Source organism: Shewanella sp. Actino-trap-3, assembly GCF_002836275.1.
Lineage (GTDB): Bacteria > Pseudomonadota > Gammaproteobacteria > Enterobacterales > Shewanellaceae > Shewanella > Shewanella psychromarinicola.
The window spans coordinates 125,665-145,190 of sequence record NZ_PJCE01000001.1; the positions used below are offsets into that span (position 1 = coordinate 125,665).

Annotated in this window: 7 protein-coding genes, 1 tRNA gene and 2 pseudogenes; 6 read left to right on the top strand and 4 right to left on the bottom strand. The window is 46.0% G+C overall.

Going from position 1 to position 19,526, the window contains the following annotated elements; all coding sequences use genetic code 11:
• The first annotated feature begins 35 nt into the window (after positions 1–35).
• Positions 36–125 (top strand) — tRNA-Ser (locus CXF80_RS00625).
• A gap of 662 nt (positions 126–787) precedes the next feature.
• On the opposite strand, the gene CXF80_RS19995 is transcribed toward CXF80_RS00625, so the two are convergent.
• Together CXF80_RS19995 and CXF80_RS00635 are read right to left on the bottom strand one after the other, a co-directional pair.
• Positions 788–964 (bottom strand): hypothetical protein, encoded by a 177-nt coding sequence (locus CXF80_RS19995; protein ID WP_157822160.1) that lies wholly within the window; start codon positions 962–964, stop codon positions 788–790.
• A gap of 141 nt (positions 965–1,105) precedes the next feature.
• A pseudogene (locus CXF80_RS00635) lies at positions 1,106–2,071 on the bottom strand (IS3 family transposase); the annotation flags it as partial.
• A 647-nt stretch (positions 2,072–2,718) separates the two neighbouring features.
• Between CXF80_RS00635 and CXF80_RS00640 the strand changes: the two are divergent.
• The 5 genes and pseudogenes from CXF80_RS00640 to CXF80_RS00660 all read left to right on the top strand — a co-directional run bounded on the left by CXF80_RS00640 (position 2,719) and on the right by CXF80_RS00660 (position 13,169).
• Positions 2,719–5,373 (top strand): glycoside hydrolase family 16 protein, encoded by a 2,655-nt coding sequence (locus CXF80_RS00640; RefSeq protein ID WP_101030263.1) that lies wholly within the window; start codon positions 2,719–2,721, stop codon positions 5,371–5,373.
• A 77-nt stretch (positions 5,374–5,450) separates the two neighbouring features.
• A complete protein-coding gene (locus CXF80_RS00645; RefSeq protein WP_101030264.1) occupies positions 5,451–8,441 on the top strand; it encodes a TonB-dependent receptor in 2,991 nt (996 codons plus the stop codon).
• A gap of 330 nt (positions 8,442–8,771) precedes the next feature.
• A pseudogene (locus CXF80_RS00650) lies at positions 8,772–9,820 on the top strand (transposase).
• Between the two features lie 446 nt (positions 9,821–10,266).
• Positions 10,267–12,825, top strand: coding sequence for an excinuclease ABC subunit UvrA (locus CXF80_RS00655; RefSeq protein ID WP_101030265.1), 2,559 nt, complete (start codon positions 10,267–10,269; stop codon positions 12,823–12,825).
• A gap of 122 nt (positions 12,826–12,947) precedes the next feature.
• A complete protein-coding gene (locus tag CXF80_RS00660; RefSeq protein WP_332871092.1) occupies positions 12,948–13,169 on the top strand; it encodes a hypothetical protein in 222 nt (73 codons plus the stop codon).
• 901 nt (positions 13,170–14,070) lie between these two features.
• On the opposite strand, the gene CXF80_RS00665 is transcribed toward CXF80_RS00660, so the two are convergent.
• Together CXF80_RS00665 and CXF80_RS00670 are read right to left on the bottom strand one after the other, a co-directional pair.
• Positions 14,071–15,942 (bottom strand): methyl-accepting chemotaxis protein, encoded by a 1,872-nt coding sequence (locus CXF80_RS00665; RefSeq protein WP_101030266.1) that lies wholly within the window; start codon positions 15,940–15,942, stop codon positions 14,071–14,073.
• Positions 15,943–16,830: 888 nt separating this feature from the next.
• Complete coding sequence (locus CXF80_RS00670; RefSeq protein WP_101030267.1) at positions 16,831–19,080, bottom strand: peptidase U32 family protein; 2,250 nt, start codon at positions 19,078–19,080, stop codon at positions 16,831–16,833.
• Positions 19,081–19,526: the final 446 nt, after the last annotated feature.

Genomic DNA, 19,526 nt, shown 5'->3' on the forward strand with positions numbered 1-19,526 from the left:
AACCAAACGCGTTACTTATATTATTCAGCCCGTTCGGAGGGATGGCAGAGTGGTCGAATGCACCGGTCTTGAAAACCGGCAACGGTTTATCCCGTTCTAGGGTTCAAATCCCTATCCCTCCGCCACATTCAACAAAAAGGCCTTATCGAAATGATAAGGCCTTTTTGTTTGGGCGAAAGATAGGACTTTGAACCCAAGGGTTCCTCTTTGTTACAAGCAAGCTATCCCTCCTCAAGATTCAAGACAAAGGCCATCAGAAATGATAAGGCCTTTTTGTTTGGGCGAAGATAGGACTTTGAACCCAAGGGTTCCTCTTTGTTACAAGCAAGCTATCCCTCCGCAAGATTCAAGACAAAGGCCATCAGAAATGATGAGCCTTTTTGTTTGGACGAAAGATAGGACTTTGAACCCAAGGGTTCCTCTTTATTACAAGCAAGCTATCCCTCCGCAAGATTCAAGACAAAGGCCATCAGAAAAGATAAGGCCTTTTTGTTTGGGCGAAGATAGGACTTTGAACCCAAGGGTTCCTCTTTGTTACAAGCAAGCTATCCCTCCTCAAGATTCAAGACAAAGGCCATCAGAAATGATGAGGCTTTTTATTTCTAGCGTTTGAGGAGCTCTCCATAAGGATTGACTCAGACAATGTATCTGCTTTTTACATAAGTAGAGCGCCAAATAACGTAAACTTTACACGTATCTGTTTAGCCAAATCGTTACGCGATAAGGGCTTCCCCTTTGATGTAAAAGTGTCGCTGCTGACTCGTGATAGAGCTGAAGCGCTATATCCCTAATAATCAGCCGTAATCTTAATGTTGCAGGCACACTCAAGAAAATTATCAAGTCTATTGACCATACAACCCGTATCAATGACTTTATCCGTTATGTCGATGAGGTGATTAACAGCCTTAGAGCCCAGTTTGATGATGACTCTGATGTTACGATCAACATCACGCCAAAACGTCATGCCATCCCCATTAGAGACACTAAATTGTCTCAACATCGCGAAACTACCGCTATCGCTCAATCAATGCCTGCAATAGCGTTAGAAGAAGCGTTAACATCATTTATTATCTCAAAACAAAAATCAGCCATTAGGCCGCTATCTAGAATGAAACAAACTGACCGCGCAGGCATTTTTCCAGCAGCAGGCCTTGCGGTTCATGCTTTGAGTAAGCTTATGTTTTATGATCAGATCTCGATATACATGCGAACAATACTGGCTGCCTATGTCGCGATGAACTATCACGTTCTTGGGGAACCCTCGGCGAAACAAGGCCATATTCAACGCATCACAGGGTAACTGCGCCGTCATGCGCTGGCTCATCTAACAGCCAATCACGGCTCGTGAATAGACATCGATAATCACCGCCAGATACAGCCAGCCTTCGCTGGTGATTAGGTACGTGATATCGCCGACCCATTTCTGACTCGCGCCAGTCGCGTCAAAGTTCTGCTCCAGCAGGTTTTCTGCCACGGGAAGCTGATGGTTGCTGTCAGTCTTGACCTTACGTGCTGCTTTAGCTACTAAATTTGCTTTTCCAAGCTGTTAATAATGGTTTTTACGCCAGCATGCACAATCTTCAACTAAATCGACTGCTCCATAACGTGCTTTACGTAGGTCAAAAATGGCTTAAATATTGTCATCTCTGCAGTACCTTTTTTGCAATCGTTCACTTGATTCTTGACCTGATTTTCGCCCGGCATAATACCTACTTGGCGTGACACTCAGCACCCGCGCCATTGCTTTGAGACGGAATTGATGCTGGTGTTCAAGCATCAATTCGAATCGGCTTATTGTTGATTTTTCGCGAAGTAGTCGGCCGACTTTTTAGGATAGCTAAATCCTCTGCTTGCTCGGCCAGCTGGTGTTTAAGTTTCATGATTTGAGCGGCTTGCTCGCTTCACACTTACTGATACTGGATTTTTTATCAATCGCCGAGCGCCAGTTGTAGAGTTGCGACTCATAGATTTTTAGTTGTCGTGCAGCTTCTGCAATACCAACACGTTCAACTTCAGGGTTTCGGCTTTAAATTCAGGGGGGATGGGTCTTGCGGGTCTTTTGGGTTGTCATATTTACCTTGATAAGTCATTTTACTCACCTAGCGTGGTGTCCAAAAGTATTGGATCAGATCTGAATGCCACTTACACAGTTATTTTTACACTCTCAGCAATGGCTTTGGTGCGTCGTTTAAGACGGTATATCAAGTCGTTGTTCCAATATGTTTTTTATAGATTTGTCGCATCAACCTAACCTCTTACGCAATTACACATGCAGCATCAAGCTGTTTAGCCTAGTTACTCTTTTCTAAGCTCAGTCGATCTAAGCATTTTCTATGAGCTTGTTCAGGATATTGTCTTTGGCTTAAATCATGAGTTGGAAGCCGCCCTAAATCGCTGTCAATACACTTGATCAAGGTTCAAATTGATTGGCTGACCATTTTTTTGCTTGGTGAGTCCTAGGGCTATGTCGTGGATGATTGCCCTTTAAATGCAGGTCTAACTTTTTTTAGTTGTTAGTCTAATTTACATCAACATTTTATTGTGGCAGGGAAAGGATTTAACTCACAAGCAACATAATTCTTATTGATTTTTACAAATTAATAACTAACATGGACAAAAGTAAGCGCTTACATTTTGGGTTTGAGTGTCAGAATTAAGAATAATCACGACATGAAAACTTAATTAATCTTATAATAAACAGTAGGTTGGACTTAATTGATGAAAAAAAGTTCTGGTACGACCAAATATTTGTCCCTTGGTATCTTAGCGTTGGCTATACAGGGGTGTGGGGGAGATACTAATACTTCCACAAATTTGGACAAGGTGAATATCTCAGGCCCTGCTACGGGCTGGGAAATGGTATGGAGCGATGAGTTTAGCGGTACCAGTATTGATGCGGCTAAGTGGTCCCATGAGATCGACTGTGCGGGTGGCGGAAATCAAGAAGCACAATGCTACACCGATGCTCCTGAAAACTCTTGGGTTGCAGATGGCATCCTTAACATCGCAGCTTTAAAAGCCGCTGAGGGGGCCGAAAAACCTTACACTTCTGCGCGACTTTCTACTAAAGGGAAGGCTGACTTTCTGTATGGACGTATCGAGATGCGTGCCAAGTTGCCAGTAGGACAGGGCAGTTGGCCAGCATTTTGGATGTTGCCATCTGAAAATGTTTACGGTATTTGGCCAAGAAGTGGCGAAATCGATATTGTAGAAGCGGTTAACCTGAAGGCTAAAGATGCCGAAGGTAATCCAGAGGCACACGTATACGGTACGCTTCACTACGGTCGTGAATGGCCCAAAAATGATCAATCGGGCAAAGCTTATACCCTGCCTGACAATATTAATCCTGCTGATGATTTTCATACCTACTCAATTGAATGGCAGCAAGGTGAAATTCGCTGGTATGTGGATGATTATTTGTATGCGACTCAACGTCGTTCAGAACTTAGATATAACGCCAAAGAGCAGCCCGTTGGTTTAGCGTATAAGGGGTGGTATACCGAGTATTATGACCAATCTAGCGGGGACTTGAATTTAACTTGGAGCAATCAGCCCTTTGATGAAAAATTCCATCTGATGCTCAACTTTGCCGTGGGTGGCGACTGGCCAGCATCGGTGAATGAAACCGGCATTGATGAGACCGCCTTTAATAGTGAAAACAAGTATTTAGTTGATTATGTTAGGGTTTATCAGTGTGTTTCTAACCCAGATACTGGCAAAGGTTGTGAAACTGTTCGCCCTGGTTACGATAATCTTGATGATGCCTTGGTTGAAGGTAAGGCGCCCGTGCCAACGCCTCCATCGGATGGTGTGGCAAAGGATTTACTCATCTTTGACAGTACGCCAAACCCAAACTGGGCCGCGTGGGATTGTTGTGGTGGTTCAACCCCAGATTTAGTCGACGATGCAGACAAAGGTGATGTGTATCGTTTTGTGGTGGGAGAAACCCCAACGGTTAATGGGTTTATCAGTCGTTCAGCGTTTATCACTGATCCTGCAGGTGTGCCAAGTCCTTTTGATGCCTCGCCTATAGAATCAACTGGTGTGCTAAGTTTTGCCATGAAGTTGGTTAGTGCGCCCGCAACGGCCGATGCCACATGGTCAGTGAAGTTAGAAAGTAATGAAGGTGCAACAGCTGTGGAGTTGCCCATTACTGATAGCACTGAAGGACTCGCCCCAACGGTAGGCCAATGGCAGACTTATAGCTTTTCGCTTTCTTTGTTAGCGTCCAAAGGTCTGGATCTATCTGCTATCGATGTGTTGATGGTGTTCCCTGCATGGGGAAGCGGCAATGGTGCCGAGTATCTAATGGATGAAGTCAAGATTGCTCGACCTAATTCAAGTCTGCCCTCTTTGGTGGTCTTTACCGATAACGAAAACCCTGATTGGCCAATGTGGGATTGTTGCGGAGGCTCTACGCCTTCAGTCGTATCCGATGATGCGGAACATGGAATAGTGTCGGAGTTTACCATTGGCAGTGCACCGACAGTGATGGGTTATACCAATCGCACCGAGTTTGGTGGTTCTGGCACTGCGTTTGATGCCACCGCTATATACGAAAAAGGTTTGATCCAGTTCGATCTTAAAGTGGTCAATGCTCCGAATACCGCGGATGCACCTTGGTTGTTCAAGGTGGAATCAAATAATGGTGATTCGGCCGCTGAATTGGCGTTAACCGCGAGTGTTGAAGGACTTACTCCCAGTGCGGATTGGCAATCATTCAGTTTCCCCTTAGTGGATCTAGCGGCAGCAGGCCTTGATATCAGCGCGATTGATGTGTTGATGGTGTTCCCAGCTTGGGGGCTGGGTGAGGGCACCGTATATCGTATCGATAATGTAAAAATCTCACAACCCGGTGCAGACGGCCCTTCTACTGATAGTTTAACGCTGTTTGTCGATCAAATTGCCGATGCTTGGTCGATTTGGGATTGTTGTGCAGGCAGTACTCCTGAAGTCGTGTCTGACGACAATGAGCATGGCGCCGTCGCAGAATATGTGATTGGTGAGCAACCAACCGTCGTCGGCCTTTTCGCTGACGACGGGGTTTACTACGATGCCAGTGCTGCCGTCTCTACGGGAGTGGTTCGCTTTGAGATGAAAGTAGTCAGTGCACCAAGCGACCCGAGCGCGGAATGGAAATTCAAGATCGAATCTGGTGATGCAAGCACTTCAGCGGAGCTTAGCTTGTCAGGTAGTCTTGAAGGGATCAATCCGGTTGTTGGTCAATGGCAGACGTACACTTTTCCACTTCAAACACTAGCGGATGCTGGACTTGATTCCAGTGCAATTGATGTCTTGATGGTCTTCCCTTCTTGGGGCACAGGAAATGGCGCGGTATTCAGACTTGATAACGCCATCATAGGTACGCCTTGATTGATGAGGTGACAGTGCTCAATCAAATAAAACCAGTGGAATAAGACTGTTTCAATTCAAAGAATAATGAGGCATTTATGTGCGAACAAAAATTCAGACTCAATAGATTGTCAGCCGCCTTGGCCGCTATTATGGGCATAGCAATCGTCCCCAGTGCTTTCGCAGCAGAGGAAGTACCTGCGATTGATGAATCAACAATCGAAGTGATTGAGGTTCGAGGAATAAAGGGAAGCCTATACCGCTCCATGGATATTAAGCGTGGCTCAAATGGTGTGGTAGATGCGATCTCTTCTGAGGAGTTAGGTAAATTTCCAGATACCAACCTTGCAGAGTCATTGCAACGTATCACAGGGGTGACCGTCAGCCGTGCTAATGGGGAAGGTAGTCAGATCACCGTGCGTGGTTTTGGCCCTGAATACAACCTGATCACCGTAAATGGCAGACAGATGCCTGGTACAGGCTACACTCGTTCATACAATTTAGAAAACCTATCATCCGAAGGGGTTAAAACACTTGAAGTGGTTAAAACGGCTCGTGCTGAAACGCCGACAGGTGGACTTGGTGCTACCGTAAACATCGTTACCCAAAAGCCGTTAGATAATCCGGGGCAATCTTTTAACCTATCTGCTAAAGGGATTTATGATGAGTCCAATGAGCTGGGAGATGATATTACCCCTGAACTAGCGGCTGTTTACAGCAATACCTTTCTCGATGACGATTTTGGCATCATGGTATCGATATCACAGCAGGAACGTGATTTTCGTCAGCAAACAGCCAATGTTCAGGGGTGGATTGCCCAAACTGATAATAGCCGTTTGCCGGTTCTTTCGGGGAGTCAGGGCATAGACCACCGCCAAACGGATGCGGATGGCAACCCCATAGCACATTTCAAAGATGCCGATGGCAATGACATTGCACCATTTTTTATGCCAAGGGACATGAATTTCAGTATCAATGATGTTGAACGCGAACGTACCAATGGCATGGTGTCACTGCAATATAGCCCTATTGATAGTCTAGTGATCACCGCTGATTATACAGGCACCCGTGCACTAACTGCGACCAATGGTTATGGCTGGGGTATTTGGAACTCTTCAACAGATGGTTCACCGCTCATTGCCTATGAAATCGATGAGAATGGGACTGGGGTTTATTCGCAGACCCGTGGTGGCGATGGCTCATTTACTGCCGAGCGCAACACCACAGAAGTTAAAGCCGACAGTATTGGTTTAAATCTTGATTGGAGTGCTAATGACAATTGGCGCTTTGCCTTCGACTATCACGATTCATCGAATAAGATCGATAACGGTGCCGATAAAGGATTGGGCAGCGCTGGTCAGATTATCTTAGGTTCGGATCAGTTGACCTCTAAGGTTTATGACTACCGTACTGGCGATATTCCCCATTATTTGATCAACTGGAATAATGGGACTAACCAACTAGATCCTGGTGAGATTGACTCTAATTTTAGTCAGTTTATTCATTCTCCAGGTGAGAGTGATATTCAGCAGGCTCAGTTTAATACTAACTGGTACCCTGATTTTACTGATTATTTAGTTAAAGTTGATTTTGGCGCCTCTTACACTAAGCAGTCTATGTCCGGCACGACTGCATGGAGTGGCTTGCGTGGTGGCCCAGGTTTTAATCCATCTTACACAGAGATCTTCCCTGATGGCATGTTTCAGCTTAATGATGCTTCAGGCCTATTAGACGCTCTAGGGGGGGGGAGCATAAATCCTGACTACTATTATACCTTTAGTTTTGATGAGGCTATTGCACGTCAACTGGCTTACATTACCCCGGAGGTCGCGGGTGATAATTACTACTCAATCGACCCCTATATGGACGGGATTGATAGCTCAAGCCTAGTGGAAGAGGAAAGTCTGGCGCTATATTTGACAACCCAATGGGGTTTTGACATTGGTGATGTTGCTGTGAACGTAAATCTGGGTCTGAGATATGAACAAACGGATACATCGAGCACGGTTAAACAAAGGGTTGAAGAGCAAGTTGTTTGGGCGAGTCCTACAGAATGGATCATGAAGTATGTGGATGGTGGAGATGATAACTATTTCACCCAAACCGGCGATTATGATGTTTGGCTGCCTATGCTGGACATTGACGCCGAGGTGATGCAAGACGTTGTGGTTCGTTTTTCGGCAGGTAAAACTATTGCACGTCCGTTACTGGGTGACATGGTTGCTGGCAGAAGCCTAAGTGGTAGCCCTAAAATTGGTGCTCGCCGTGGAGGAAGTGGTAATCCTGGTCTTCTCCCTTTGGAATCGTTTAACTTAGATCTGTCTTTAGAATATTACTATGCCGATGCCAGTTATGCGGCCATTGGTCTATTCCATAAGGATGTAGATAACTTTGTCTCGCGCTCGACGTCACAAGTGACTATTGACGGTTTGAACGATGTCTATAATAGTCCGCGTTATCTTGAGACTATTACCCAGCTAGAGACTGCAGGCACCGCTGTCAATGAAAATACTATTTTCGAGCAAATGATTGCCAATGGTTATGGTAATGCAGATGGTCAGATTGCGGCATTAGACTCTGATCCTCTAATTGTCTGGGATCTAACCAGTCCAGTAAACAGTACTAGAAAATCAGTACAAGGGATTGAATTAGCGTTACAACATGTATTTGGTGAGTCGGGCTTTGGTCTTGGAGTCAATGGCACATTTGTCGAAGGCGATGTTGAGTTTGACCCTTACAGCTTAGCGCAGCAACAACCGCTTGAAGGCTTAGGTAATTCAGCTAACTTCCAAGCTTTCTATGAGAAGGATGGGCTATCGGTGAAGTTCACTTACGCTTGGCGTGATCGCTATCTGATCGGTGTGGGCCAATCTCAGGGTTCTGCTGATGCGCCGCCACAGTATGCCAAAGATTTTGGTCAGCTTGATGCGAGTATCAACTATGATGTTAACGAATATCTAACGGTATTCTTGGAAGGGATCAATATTAACAATGAAGTTGAGCAAGGCTACGGTCGATTTGAAGAGCAGTTCCTATTTGCTCGTCAGTACGGCAGCCGTTATGCGTTAGGTGCACGAGTATCCTTCTAACGCCTAATGTAGAGGAGTTATAAAGAGGTACACAATAAAAAAACGCTGAGCGCTTGCTCAGCGTTTTTTTTGCGAATTTCCCCAATATGGTGTGTGACTTTTTCGTTATCGTGTTTGTACTCTAGTCATTGAGAGTTTCACAGCTGCAATAGTTTTTCGTATTCAAGTTCAAGCCGTTGCTCGGCCTCAGCAATGGTTAATGTAAACATGGGGTTTTGCTAAAACCTTTCTGCGGATTTAACATGCCTTCCCCCCCCCCCCCCCCGATTGTTGGCTAAATATCAAACAATAACCTTCGCTTTATTTACCCTTTAAAAATAGTAATTGAAGATGGCCAGACCAAGACAAACTATCGTTAGCTTAGAATATACGCCTTACTATCACCGTTGTTTGCGTGTGGTGCGTAAAGCTTTTCTGTGTGGCATTGACAGCTCGACAGGTGATAATTTTGAGCATCGTACAGAATGGATGGCTACTCTCATTATTGAGCTGTCTATCATCTTTGCCATTGATATTTGTGCTTATGCATTCTTGTTAATAAGCCGGGAGTAACCATTTGCATGTGGTGATTAAAGTCGATGCAGACAAGGCTAAACACTGGTCAGATAAAGATGTACTTATGCAGTGGCATAAAGGCTTTAAAGACAAATTATTAACTCATAAGTATGTCAAAGGGGAAGACCTTAACCAATTTGAGCGTCAAACAGCCGATGAATGAATTATGTTAATTGATATCAGTTGGTTTATGCGCTCCTTGAGCGAGCCGATTGCTCGAATGGCTAACAAAGAAGGTAAGTGCACAGGCAGATTCTATTCGCCGCCATTCATGGCGCTCTCCCTTCGGGCCAGCTAAAGCTGTTCAAATTCATTCCCGATGAGGGCGGTTTAAATCTCAGGTGTTACTCGACGAAGCAGCTGTTCTGAGCTGTATGGCTTATGTTGACCATTTTTAATAGAAAGGCCTATCCGTGCCAAGATGGCCGCAACCCCTGAAACCTCTGATTACATCAGTATTCAACGTCGAATCAATTCAGCCATAAAAGGCGAGCAACCAACAGAGTTGTTACTTTTTGTGGGTAATGAGCACTTAAACATGCCTAATGGGTTAATGTTTAGTGTAAAAGACTACATTGAACTGGTCGAAGATATAGGCAGGATTATTCGAGAGGATAAACATGGCGCCATTAGTGCGGGTAACCAAAATATTCTTAATAGATTAAACATTGCTCCTGAAAACTGGTTAAAAATCACCACTGAATTTGACGGGTTATTCAAAGGTGCGGTAGGGGGGCTTTGCCTGCATTAACAGACATTGCTAGCATTTGGACCGAAAACGACGACAAAGTACAGCCAACTGCCAGCGCTGGCAGTGTGCATAAACAATCACGTCTTAATCCCACAAAACCATTTTCTACTTGATTGATATCAAGCTTTTCTGTTGTATTGATTCTAGCTAATGAGTCATTTTGTGGCTATTGAGTGAACATTTTTTAAATCATGCGGTTGAATCTGTTCGTTTAGAAAATGATAGTAGGTGTTGGCAACTCAAAACGAAAGGAGTTATGTGTTACCTTAAAAATGGGTGGCATATTTTAATTGAGATAGTGATCTTATGCTCTTGGTTAAGAGCATATCATGAGCTCTGTTCACCCTGACTGAGTAAACTAGACCATATATGGCTTGATTATTGTTACTATTGTGCCATGAAATAAATGGCAACATAGGCTGAAAACTCCACATTAATGCCAGTAGAAGCAATCATATTCTGCACGTCCCATCATATCCTGCACATATAGACAAGAATTAACCTAAGGGGTCTTTTAGAATGAACAAAGGAAAGAATAGCGGCAGTCTTAATTTGCCAGTTGACACTTTCAGTAGCCACACCCCTACACCAACATCAGTTTCGCACTCCATACCCACGGGTTTCGTTTGCGTGCGCGGCGCCCGAGAGAACAACCTGCAGAACGTCGACGTTGATCTGCCCCGGGATTCGATAGTCGCCTTCACTGGGGTGTCCGGCTCCGGCAAATCCTCCTTGGCCTTTGGCACCATTTTCGCTGAGGCCCAGCGACGTTTCTTCGAGTCCGTCGCGCCGTACGCCCGGCGTCTGATCCAGCAAGGCCATACGCCTCAGGTGGACGAAATTACTGGATTGCCGCCAGCCGTCGCACTGCAGCAGCGCCGAGGTACACCCAACTCACGCTCAAGCGTAGGCACAGTCACCACCCTATCGAACTCCCTGCGGATGCTTTATTCCCGAACAGGAATCTACCCTGATGGGGCTTTGCGCCTCGAGTCGGACTCCTTCTCACCCAACACCGCCATGGGCGCCTGCCCTAAATGCCAGGGACTCGGAACCGCACACACCGTCACCGAGGCATCGCTGGTGCTCGACCCTTCACTGAGTATCCGCGAAGGCGCCGTCACGGCTTGGCCTGGAGCGTGGCAGGGTAGGAACCTGCGCGACATTCTGACTGCGCTCGGCCATGACGTGGACATACCTTGGAATCAGCTGTCCCGCGCCGATCGCGATTGGATCCTGTTCACCGAGGAACAACCCGTGGTCGACATCATGCCGGAGCGGGAACGGCCCCGGCCCTACAAGGGAAAGTTCTGGAGCGTGCAAAGTTACGTGATGCACACGCTCGCCGATTCAAAAAGCGCTTCGGTGCGTAACCGTGTACTGAAATATGTCGAATCTGGGCCGTGCCTAATATGCGCGGGCAGCGGACTGCGCAGCGAAGCACTCGCCGTTACCTTTAACGGCCGCACCATAGCCGAGCTCAACAGCTTGTCGCTCATCGAGCTCCGCCGCGTGCTTGACCGTCCGGCGGCTGCCAATACCCCGGGTGCGACTATCACCAATGATCTCACTCGCCGCCTCGTCGTGCTGCTCGATCTAGGCCTCGGATACCTGAGTCTAGGCCGTGCAACACCCACTCTATCTCCTGGTGAAATGCAGCGACTGCGCATTGCCACCCAGCTGCGCTCTGGGCTCTTCGGCGTAATCTACGTACTCGACGAGCCCTCCGCTGGGCTGCACCCGGCTGATGCCGAGCCGCTCCTCTCCGTACTCGACGAGCTCAAATCTAGCGGTAACTCAGTTTTTATCGTGGAACACAATATGGATGTGGTGCGCCGCGCCGACTGGGTCATCGACGTCGGCCCGCGTGCGGGAGAGCAGGGCGGAGAGGTCCTCTACAGCGGACCGACGGCGGGACTCAAAGAGGTACCCGCCTCGATCACGCGAAAATTTCTCTTTGCAAGCGAGCGCCCCGTTCCGGCCGCACGCGAGCTGCGACAACCGCTCGGCTGGCTTGGCCTGACGGGGATAACCCGCCATAATCTACGCGGCCTCGACGCTGAGTTTCCGCTCGGCATACTGACCGCGGTCACGGGTGTCTCGGGCTCAGGCAAGTCCACTCTAGTGAGTCAGGTACTCGCCGAGGCCGTTGGCCTGCACCTTCATCCTGATCTGGACCCCAGTGCTGGGATCGCATCCACTGCCTCGGCGATCAAGGATAAGGATGATCAACCCGAGCCTAAACCCGTCGAAATCACCACGGTTGAGGCGATCACCGGGGCGGATCTTATCGATCGACTGGTGCGCGTTGACCAGAAACCGATCGGTCGTACACCGCGATCCAACCTCGCCACCTATACCGGCCTGTTCGATGCCGTGCGCACCACATTCGCCGCTACCCCCGAGGCTCGGAGCCGAAAGTTCGGTGCCAGCCGGTTCTCGTTCAACGTGCCGGGCGGCCGCTGCGAGACTTGCCTTGGCGAGGGATTTGTGGCGGTCGGTCTGCTTTTTTTGCCTGGCAGTTACACGCCCTGTCCCGATTGCGACGGCACGCGGTACAACCCTGAGACCCTCGAGGTGACATACTGTAACAAGAATATAGCCGAGGTGCTGGGGCTTACCGTGGATGCGGCAATGGTGTTTCTCGCCGATGTGCCCTCGGCGTTGCGTAGCCTTAAGACCCTTAGTGAGGTGGGGCTCGGCTACCTGCGACTAGGCCAACCCGCCACCGAGCTTTCCGGAGGCGAGGCGCAGCGCATCAAGCTCGCGACCGAGCTGCAGCGGGCACGCCGCGGGCATACGCTGTACGTTCTCGACGAGCCCACAACCGGGCTGCATCCTGCCGACGTGCTACTGCTGCTCACCCAGCTCAACCGGCTCGTCGATGCCGGCAATACCGTGATCGTGGTCGAACATGATATGGACGTGGTTGCCGCCGCCGATTGGGTTATCGACATCGGCCCCGCAGGCGGTGACAAGGGAGGCAGCATAGTGGTCGCCGGCACGCCCCATGCCGTGGCCGCCCACCCGGCGAGCCGAACTGCGCCCTACTTGGCCCAGTGCATCTCTACCACCTGAGTTTACTGCCTGTCGTGGCAAATTCAGCAGACCTGACGCGACGGGCCCCCAACCCCCGCGCCAGTTCATAAGCCGCAATGGATCCCACGCAGACTTGCTGAGTATGATGTGGGTCAATTAACATGGCCAGACCAAGACAAAAAATCGTTAGTTTAGAAGATACGCCTTATTATCACGGTTGTTCGCGTGTGGTGCGAAAAGCTTTTCTGTGTGGCATTGACAGCTCGACAGGTGATAATTTTGAGCATCGGCGGGAATGGGGTGATTCTCGCATACTAGAGCTTGCCACCATCTTTACCATTGATATTTATGCTTATGCACTCTTTATAATGAACAGGGAGTAATCACATGCATGTAGTCATAACCGTCGATGCAGATAAGGCTAAATACTGTGCATGTCAATAATATGGCTGCCCAGCCTCGCTGGCTAAATATTAAACACTAAAATTTCATTTACGAAACAAGCGAATTTATATTTAAAACAATATAGGAATTGATTTAATTGACATTTTTCTGATTCAGCAATAAGGGAATTTAAGTAAGCAATTGTGGGTTTTATGTTAGATTAACCTACCTACCAACCAATCGAAATTAAACGACTAATTTTATATTGAACACGAGATACTTGGGTTCCTATTTTTAACAACACCCTCCATCCGCCACATTTCTGTTTGGCGAAAGAGCATAGATGTGAATTCGGTCATTTCTTTTTAAAAAGCAAAAACAAGCGTGGTGCGCTCAGTCACCGTAGCCTGAGTAGTATAGACGGCTCAATATTCCCGCAGAAAACGGGCTTAACATAAGCAAATATTTTGATTACTTTTTTTTACGGTAAGCTAGGGTCATAGCAAGCCCTGAGTCAATATTGTCAACACTGGGGTGTAAAGGCGGCAAAGCGTTCCGTGTTAGCAAACACAGGCTATATGGCTAAGCGTTTAAAGCTTATTCTTTGTGGCATATCTTTATCGATAATATGAAACAGTTTGAAGCCTGTGGGCATATAGTAGCCCAGCCGTCGGCTGTGCCGATCTAGCATTATCTATAGCAATATCGTATGGACATAAAAATTATCGTGTTAGCCGATTACTAAGGGGCGTTAGGCTATGATGATTGAGTTTTATTGTGGTAAATCTTTGAGGCAAAGCTAACTCACTTTTACCTCAAAAGACTTATCCAGGTATTAACTGGCATTAGGCAGGATGCTCTTGCTTAGTAATAAGCCTGCACTAGGCCAATAACGCAGGCTTACAAAATGAAGGTGGCGACTTTCTTGCTCAAATCTGTTGCACGGTCTTTGAGCATTTTAGCTTGGTTTAGATGGGTCATAGCCGATGAGGTGATCTGATCGGTGACATCTTTTATCGCGACTGTATTCTTCGTTATTTCGCTCGTCACCTGTGTTTGCTCTTCTGCTGCTATGGCAATTTGTCCCGCCATGTCAGAAATCACATTCACCGCTTGGGTGATCTCTTCGATAGCTTGTGCTGCAGCGTTAACATCATCAACACTGTTACTCGCCAATCCCTTACTACTATCCATCAAGTTAACTGCTTGTTTCGTGGTATTTTGCAAGGTTTCGATAGTGGTATAAATCTCTGCGGTAGAGTCTTGAGTTCGGTGGGATAACACTCGCACTTCATCTGCAACGACAGCAAAACCTCGACCTTGTTCACCAGCACGTGCAGCTTCAATGGCCGCATTGAGTGCCAATAAGTTAGTTTGCTCTGCAATCCCCTGAATCGTAGTTAAAATGCCAGAAATTGCTTGTGCATGAACGCTTAATTCACCCATCACTGTCGTGTTTTCATCAACTTCCGATGCTAATGAATTAATGGTGGTGCGGGTTTTATCGACCAAAGCTTTACCTTGAGTACTGCTTTGGGCTGATTGCTGCGCCGCCGCGGCTGTACTTTCAGCATTAGTAGCAATTTCCTGAGTTGCGCTCGACATTTCGGTAACTGCAGTGGCAACCATTGCCACTTCTTGTTGTTGGCGTTGTAGTTCATCGACACTAGATTGGTTTGTGAGCAGACTCTGCTCTGCATCTAAATTCAGTTCGGTCGCCAGTTGACGAATATGGCTGATCAGTTGATGTTGACTGCTCACAAAGCGGTTAAAGCTGTCTGCTAGCACGCCGACTTCATCTTGACTGTCGACTGTGATGCGTTGGGTTAAATCACCATTGCCGTCAGCGATGCGTGATAAGGCTTGAGACACTCGGCTTAATGGCCCAAGTAACAGGCTTAATAACCATGAAATCGCTAGCACACTGATAATTAATACTAATATAGCCAGCCCTAATTGGGTTAACATTAAACTGGTCAGTGGTGCTTCTAGAGTTAGTTTGTCGAGTACAAAAACGAGTTGCCAATCGGTGTTAGGGATCTCAACACCCCATAGCAGTTTATCTCGGCCTTCAGAGTCAAAATAAGCTGAAGCAAATTGACCTGACTGGCGGCTCGATTGGATTAATTGACTGTTTAGCTGAGCGTCAATATCGGTAACTTTGCCCATCAATTTACTTGAATCTTTATAGGCAATTACGGTACCGTCTTTATGCATCATGATGGCATAGCCGTTGGCTGGCAGCGACATTTCGTTGACGCTATCCACTAAACTGGCAATCGATAAATCACCACCGACAACGCCATTGCGGGTCGGTTGAGCCATAGTGACGATCGGTACTTTAATGGCCACACCCATGTAAGGCTTGGTCATAATTGGCCCGCCTGCTTGTTGCGTTTGACGGTACCAAGGACGGGATCTAGGATCGTAGCCGGTACGATCAATGCTCGGATCTGCGTCGACCATGACGCCATTGCTGTTACCGAAATAGGCCAGCTGAAAATCGCCGGAGATTTGTGCTTGCTGCAAGGCATTGAGCGCATCACCTTCGACCTTAGTGGCGACAGAAGAGATGACTCGTTGGCGATCAGCCAACCATTCTCCAATTCGCATCGCTTGTTGTTTACCAGATTGGTTTACCTGATCAACACTACTTTGCAGTAACAAGGTTTTTTGGGTGGAATAGCTGTGCCACGATAGCAGTCCAATGACAACCGCAAGGGCGAGGACAACCGATAACAATATCTTTTTCTTTAGTGAATATGACTTCATATTGAGTGCTAATACTGTTGTTGAATTAAATTGAAAAACGGAAATAAATACAGCCATTTGGTAGCTGAATTTAGAATGTGAATGGAGATGGAGAACCATCTGAATCGTGTAATTATTTTCGCATACATAATAAAAAAACGAAATAAAAGTCAATGATTTACAGTGTAACCTTGATCTGTGTAGCGATTAATCAATATGATTGACTAATTAAGAATATTTATTTGTAGTTGAAATATCAGCCAATGTAAAACCCCGCAACTATATAAATCTCACTTGTAATATCCTTGTTTGAAATCGTTACATCTAGTGTGTTGACACTCAACGGGATTAAAACCCAGTCGCCCAAGAATTCTGGTCAACATTTAACCATTACTCTTGTCTTTAGTTACCTTTATTGACTTGTAGGTAATGAATGATGGTCTTATATTGTGCCAAGGTGTGGGATGCTAGCCAACACCGAGGAAGCCTCGTTGTCTTCGCCTTATTCTCATCGCTCTTATAACAACATTGATAAAAGTATCCATCACCATCCTATAAACTGCAGGTTGATAGTCAGCTATATACGCTCTATGGGTGAGTTATGCTGGCGCCAGCCGTTAACTGATGTGGCATCACAAGTGAGCATCATTAGACACAATATTGCGTTAGAATCTTGCATTAGAATCATGCGTTAGAAGAGCTCATCGAAATGCTCTACGGGTTTGAAATTGCTGTGGGTGATGCTTTGGAACCCATTCAAACGCAAAGAAGGGATGACTCAGACGGGCAAGAGTCTAGTCAATTGGCGTTTTGCTCAAGCGTAAAAATATTTAGCATTAGACTGAGTCCTATCTAATCGGAAAAGTCACACTAAATTAGATCCCGTACACCCAATAACACATCTTTCAACTAGATCCCTTTGGTGTACTGATTTGATATGGTGGGTTGTACCTGCTCCGTAATCCTCTCAATTGCTGCTTGATCACCTGCAATCAATCTGCGTAATGCCTCGATAAAATCAGCTTTTGACCCATTGATCTGTGTGGATGTTTTAATATCTCGTAAATCCACCAACAGGCTAGTGAACTTGCCGGCCAAGTCAGCGACAATATCCAAATTCAGGAAGTTGTGATTGTTGTATAAACTATTGTGTGAACCCTTTTGTTTATCAATAATAAAAGCATGGTCCTTCAGATTGATGATTGATGCATGCTTAGCGCACTTCGGCAGGCACTGGTTATCTATTTTATCTTTTTTACAACCGGTGACTTGGTGGAAAAAACACTGGCGGCTGGTCATTAATAATGTGGGATGATAAATGCTGTAATGTAGCTCGAAAGCTTCTGGGCATTTAATCGATCTGATTTGCTTTCGTGCGAGTTCGTTCGAGATAAAAGCGCCGCTACAATGAAAAGTCCGTTTTAGCGCTTCAAGACTAAACGAGTTACTCAGGTTGAGTTGGGGGCCTGCTATCCAGTCAATATTGGCTTTAAATGCTTCAAACCCGATACCAGTATTATTAGCCACAATATGTTTAGGCTTGACGGCTTTAAGCAGGGCAACGGCTTGGGAGAAGTCATCGCCAATAAGGATTGATGGAAACCAAGGAACCAGATTTGGATTGTCGTTAAACAATTTAACCAGCCGATTGAAGTGCTTGCCTATCTTTTCGGGTATTAGGTAATAGCAAATGTCAGCGATTTCACCCAGTTCAATGTCTTTGTCACTTGCAATCAATACTACCAGCTTTGCTGCGCGGACTTCCTTTGAGCTGGCGTTAGATTCTAAAACAATACTGGGTACTTGAACGTCTTCAATGAGTGTTTTGCCACCATTTAATTTGTGTTCAATTTGGCGTTTAAGTTCAGTTATCAACTTATACGACAGGTTGGTGCCATCAGTGAAACGTTCAAAATCAAGTTGTTCAATCCGGTACTTATCATTATTGAAACTGCTGAAGCGTTTGGTTAATGTTGCTTGGTCAATCGAATGGGATGCCGGTTGTTTATGGGTGTCAACGCGAATGGAAAAGCCTTTATCATCAGCAGTAACATCGACGTCAAGCTGACCATTTTCTTGGGTGATAAACGTAAACTCAAGCGGGATTTTATCTATGACCATGCTGCTCGTTAGTTTATCTAGCGTCTGGATAATATCTGTTTTATCGTCGTAAATTTTCTGCTTCACCGCATCGATTTCGACCGTGCTTTTTGCATTGGTAAGTTGGATAAAATAATCGTTACTATTGTCACGCGGGTTATCAATAAACATATCTTTATTGATATTGTTATTGAGATAACCATCGGTAAAATCACGATTAAAAACTTGATATAAATTAATTTTTTCATCAACAAGTGGTTGGTTTTGCTCGTATCGCTGTAATTGCTTACGCCAAGTATTCACCACAGTGTACACATAATGAGGCTTCTTGATCCGACCTTCAATTTTGAGTGAATCTACTCCAGCCTCAACAAGCTCAGTAAATTGGTGATAAGCAGAGTTATCTTTCATGTTGAGAGGGAATTCTTTAGCCGCTTTTGCAGGTTGATAGGCGTCGCGGCAGGGTTGGCTACAACGTCCTCGGTTGCCTGAATTACCGCCATGAACGGAGCTGATATAGCAAAGCCCTGAGAAACTGATGCAGTTTGAACCGTGTACAAAAACCTCCGTCGCCATATTCAAGGCGTGCGACACTTGAGTTAGGTCGCGGATCTCGTCAAGGGTTAACTCGCGTGAAAGATTGGTTCTGCTCGAGCCTAATTGATGTAAAAACTCGATTTGGCCACTATTGTGAGTAGTGACCTGAGTCGAAGCATGAATGTCTAAGCTCGGAAAGTAATGACCAAGAATGTAGAACAACCCCAAATCTTGAACGATAACGCCGTCTATATCAGTATTCACTAGGCGGTTTAACAGCCTAAATAACGCCGGAATTTCCGTTTCAATAATGATGATATTCAGGGTGAGATACATCTGACAATCGTGCTTGTGTGCTAATGCAAGTAGAGGGTTGAGCTCATCAAAGCTGACATTTATCGCTCGATTTCTTGCATTGAAGTTATCTAAACCAAAATAAACCGCATCTGCGCCAGCAACAATGGCTGCTTTAATGGCTTCAATATCGCCGCCAGGGGCAAGTAGTTCGATTTTTTTATTCACTGAAATAACTCGGGTTAACGAAAGGGGACTGCTTTTACAACAGCGGCGTATTTTACGGGGTGAGAAGCCGCATGTCTATGCGACCACACAGATGGTGACCGCGATGGGTCAATCAAGTTGACATTATATTGCCAACCACAATTATCGGTGAACTTTTAACCACTGTTTTGGTTTTTTGTTACCTTTATTAACTTGCTGGCAATGAATGATGGCCAGACCAAGACAAACAGTCGTCAGTTTAGATGACTCGTCTTATGATCACCGTTGCTCACATGTTATCCATAAACCGAATGACAAGCTTTAGCGAAACCGCCAGCGTTAACAACTTCGGTGAAATAGTGCAGTGCTTTAAGAACTCTGTGCATAACCAAAAGGAATGAAGTTAATCATTAATATTCATTTTTTTTATCATTTGAGCAAGCGTAAACTCTCAATATCAACTAAAA